At 48.0% G+C, this 4,193-nt stretch carries 4 protein-coding genes; 2 read left to right on the top strand and 2 right to left on the bottom strand.

Going from position 1 to position 4,193, the window contains the following annotated elements; translation table 11 throughout:
* Both Q0274_RS05795 and aspS read right to left on the bottom strand, forming a co-directional pair.
* On the bottom strand, positions 1–446 hold a 446-nt coding region (locus Q0274_RS05795), incomplete at its 3' end, for an adenylate kinase (protein WP_298028308.1).
* Complete coding sequence (aspS, locus tag Q0274_RS05800; RefSeq protein ID WP_298028309.1) at positions 443–2,197, bottom strand: aspartate--tRNA ligase; 1,755 nt, start codon at positions 2,195–2,197, stop codon at positions 443–445. The genes Q0274_RS05795 and aspS, both read right to left, overlap by 4 nt.
* Before the next feature lie 83 nt (positions 2,198–2,280).
* On the opposite strand from aspS, the gene Q0274_RS05805 reads away from it, so the two are divergent.
* Both Q0274_RS05805 and Q0274_RS05810 read left to right on the top strand, forming a co-directional pair.
* A complete protein-coding gene (locus Q0274_RS05805; protein ID WP_298028310.1) occupies positions 2,281–3,156 on the top strand; it encodes an NAD(+) kinase in 876 nt (291 codons plus the stop codon).
* On the top strand, positions 3,150–4,193 hold a 1,044-nt coding region (locus Q0274_RS05810), incomplete at its 3' end, for an AAA family ATPase (protein WP_298028311.1). The genes Q0274_RS05805 and Q0274_RS05810, both read left to right, overlap by 7 nt.

A 4,193-nucleotide genomic window follows, 5' to 3' on the forward strand; every position in this document is an offset into this window, starting at 1 on the left:
GAAAATACCGCCATGCGGTTTTTAAAGACCTCCTCGTTATCGTCCGCTCCGCGAGCGCGTCCTAAAACACGCTCCTTGGCGACCTCCTCGCTAACGCATACCTCGATTACTGCGCTAAGATTTATATCATCGTCGCCTCGCAGCACCTCGTCTAGCTTATTCATCTGCTCGACGCTCCTTGGATAGCCGTCGATGATGATGAAGTCTTTAGGCGAGCTCTTAATCGCGCTAACGATAGCATTTACGACGATATCAAGCGGCACGAGATTGCCTTTAGAGATGAAGCCATCTATCTGTTTGCCCAAAGCGCTACCGCTTGCTACCTCGGCACGCAGCAGATCGCCCGTGGAGTAGTGCTCGATGCTTTGATTCATCTGAGCGATCATACTCGCATCGGTCGTTTTGCCGCTGCCAGGAGCGCCAATGATTAGAAAAAGGCTTTTCATTTTTGCTCCTTCTTATGAAGCCTAAGACCTAGCTCGCGAAGTTGCTCGTCTGTAACGACGCTAGGGGCTTTGGTGAGCGGACACTGCGCGCGCTGCGTTTTAGGAAACGCGATAACCTCGCGGATACTGCTTGAGCCGGTAACCAGCATCATCAGCCTATCAAAGCCGATCGCGATACCTCCGTGCGGAGGCGCGCCGAAGCTTAGCGCATCAAGCAGGAAGCCGAATTTCTCCCTCTGCTCCGCAGGCTCGATCTTAAGCAGCCTAAAGACCTTCTCTTGAATGTCCGCTTTATGGATCCTGATGCTGCCGCCGCCAAGCTCGATGCCGTTTAGCACGACGTCGTAGGCAATCGAGGTAATGTCCTCTAAATCAGGCTCGTCGGGATTGTTCGGCATCGTAAAAGGATGGTGCATCGCGGAGTAGCTGCCGTCGTCGTTTTGCTCAAACATAGGGAAATTTACGACCCACAGAAACTCAAGCCTGTTCGGATCGATGAGACCAAGCTCGTTTGCGAGGAAAATTCTAAATCTGCCCATATAATCAAGCACGATTTTCTTTTTGCCCGCGCCGAAAAATACGACGTCGCCGACCTTTAGCTCGCAGCGCTTGATGAGCTCATCCAGCTCGCTTTTTTCAAAGAATTTTACCAGCGGTCCCTTTAGACCGTCCTCTTTTACTTGGATAAACGCGAGGCCCTGCGCGCCGAATTTTTTCACGTATTCCTCAAAGCCTTGCATCTGGCGCTTGCTAAATTTCAGATCGCCGCCTTCGACTTTCAGAGCTTTTACGCGGTTAGCTTTGCGGTCTTTGGCTAAATTTGAAAAAATTTCATTGCTCGATTTTTCAAAAATATCGGCTACGTCGATGAAAGGCATATCGTAGCGCAGATCGGGTTTGTCGCTGCCGTAAAGCTCCATCGCGTCTTTATACTCCATATGTCTAAAAGGGGTGGCGATCTCGCGGCCGCAGGATTTGAAAATGTCTTTTAAAACCTCCTCGGCTACGCGCATTACGTCGTATTGGGTATTGAAGCTCATCTCGATATCGATCTGTGTAAATTCCGGCTGTCGGTCGGCGCGCAGGTCCTCATCGCGGAAGCAGCGCGCGATCTGGAAGTATTTATCAAAGCCCGAGCACATCAAAAGCTGTTTGAAAAGCTGCGGACTTTGCGGAAGCGCGTAGAAGCTGCCCGGATAGACGCGGCTAGGCACCAGATAATCCCTAGCGCCCTCAGGCGTCGCGCGCGTTAAGATCGGCGTTTCGACCTCTACAAAGCCTAGCCTATCAAGAGCATTTCGCGCGGCAATCGCAGCCTTGGAGCGCATCTTAAATTTATCGAAGCTCCCCTCGGCGCGCAGATCCAAAAAGCGGTACTTAAGCTTCGTTTCTTCGTTGACGCTTTTATCGCCGATTACGAAAGGAAGCGGTTTGCTTGGATTTTCGATCTGCAGATCCTCTACCACGACTTCGATATCGCCGGTTTTTAAATTTGGATTTTCAAGCCCTTCGCCGCGAGCGCGGATCTTGCCGACGGCTTTTAGGACAAATTCGTTTCGCACGGTATTTGCTACCTCGTATGCCGAGTGGCTATCTTTGGGATCACAGACTAGCTGTAACAGCCCGCTCCGGTCACGCAAATCTATAAAAATCACGCCGCCGTGGTCGCGGTAAGAATTTACCCAGCCGCACACGGTTACACTTTTGCCGATATCGTTTTTACTCAAATCGGCGCAATAATGACTTCGCAAATTTACTCCTTTAAAATTATTTGTAAAACGCAAGTATAGTTAAATTTTGCTTTTACAAAGCTAATTTTTTATAAAATAAAACTATGGAAAACAAAATTCATAAAAACCTTAAATTCGCGGGGCTAATAGCCAAAAAATCAGAAGAGATTCGCCCCGTCGTGGAACAAATTTGCGAAATTTTAAAAGCGCAAGGTATTGAGCTTTTGCTTGAAGAGGACGGAGCGGAATTTTTTGGCCTTAAGCCGCATACGCTCGCAGAAATTTTAAAAAAGACCAATTTTTTAATCAGCCTCGGCGGCGACGGTACGCTCATCGGGCTTGCGAGGTTGCTAAGCGACAAAAACGCCTTCATTTTGGGTATCAACGCAGGCACTCTCGGGTTTTTAACGGACGTGCAGCCGAGCGAATTCGCAAAATTTTTAAAGGAATTTTTGCGCGGCGAATACGAGATCGAGCGCCCGTTTTTGCTCGAAGTGATACTCGAAAACGGCAGCGGCAAAATCGTCCGCAAGGCCGCATTTAACGACGTCGTAATCACCCGCAGCCACATCTCCTCGATGGCGAAAATCGACGCTTTTTTAAATAGAAAATATTTCAATACCTACTACGGCGACGGCGTGATCGTAAGCTCCGCCGTAGGCTCGACCGCGTATAATATGAGCGCGAACGGATCTATCGTCTATCCGCTGTGCGACGTGTTTTGCGTTACGCCGATCTGCTCGCACAGCCTGACGCAGCGGCCTTTGATCTTGCCAAAAGAGTATCTCGCGAGTTTCAAAAACGCCGGAAGCTCCGAAGTTAGCGTCGTCATCGACGGACAAGACGTTTTTGATATGGCGGAATTTCACAGCGTAAGCGTTAAAATTTCACACGCCAAAGCAAATTTAATAAAACGCAGAAGCTACGATTATTTCGACGTTTTAAAAGCCAAACTCAGATGGGGGCACGGCGGATGCTAGAAAGAATTTATATTAAAAATAATCTAGGTTTTTGCGAGAGCGAGCTTAGTTTTGGCCCGGGACTTAGCGTATTTACAGGTATCAGCGGCGCGGGTAAATCGGTATTAATAGGCGCGATTTTAGCGGTGTTCGGGCTTAAAGAATGCGAGGCTGAGCTCATAGAAGCGGACGTAGAGCATAAATTTGATATGGAAAATTTCGGCTTGATAAACGATACGCCAAATACCTTTCGCGTTCTAAAAGAGCGTAGCTTACGATACTTTATAAATTCTCAATCGGTCTCAAAAAAAAATCTAAGCACGATCGCCGGCGAATACGTGAAATTTTTAGGCGCGAAAAACGCCGGCGAAATGAGTAGCGACAGCTTGCTAAAATTACTTGATTTTATCGCCGCGAAAAAAGATGCTGCGCACGCGCAAAGCCTATCGGAGCTTCAAAGCGCTTTTGTGGAATTTAGCCGCACAAAAAAGCAGCTGGATGAAATTTTAGATCAAGAGCGCAAGATCGAGGAGTTAAAGGAATTTGCTCGCTTCGAGATTGAAAAAATCGAGCGCGTATCGCCTAAGATCGGCGAATACGAGGAGCTTTTGCAGATCAAAAAAAAGCTTAGTAAAAAAGATAAGATCGAGGAACTTTGGGCTAGGGCGCAGGGCGTTTTTGAGCTAGAGCGCAGCGTCATCGAAGCGCTAAGTCTTAGCGGACTGGATAGTGCGTTTTTCGAGGATGCGATGAATGAACTACGGCTAAAGCAGGAAAGCTTGAATTTAGACGAGCTCGAAAATATCGACATAGAGAAAATTTTAGATCGTATCGAAGCTCTTAGCGCGCTAAATAGGCGCTACGGAAGCGTAGAAGAGGCTTTAGCTACGCTTGAAGCGCGCAAGAAAGAACTTGAGCATTACGAGCAGTTAAGCTTTGAAAAAACCAAGTTGCAAGCGGAATTTAAACGCCTTAGCGAAAGCACCGCTACCCTTGCCGAAAAAATCAGCGAGGCTCGCAAGGGCGCTAAAAAACGGCTCGAGGATCTGATAAATTCC

This window comes from uncultured Campylobacter sp. (assembly GCF_937973075.1).
In the GTDB taxonomy this organism is placed as follows: Bacteria; Campylobacterota; Campylobacteria; order Campylobacterales; family Campylobacteraceae; genus Campylobacter_B.

Bases quoted from the DNA above. Each gene is read 5' to 3' on its own strand.
- Q0274_RS05805 (WP_298028310.1), top strand. From the start codon at position 2,281: ATGGAAAACAAAATTCATAAAAACCTTAAATTCGCGGGGCTAATAGCC.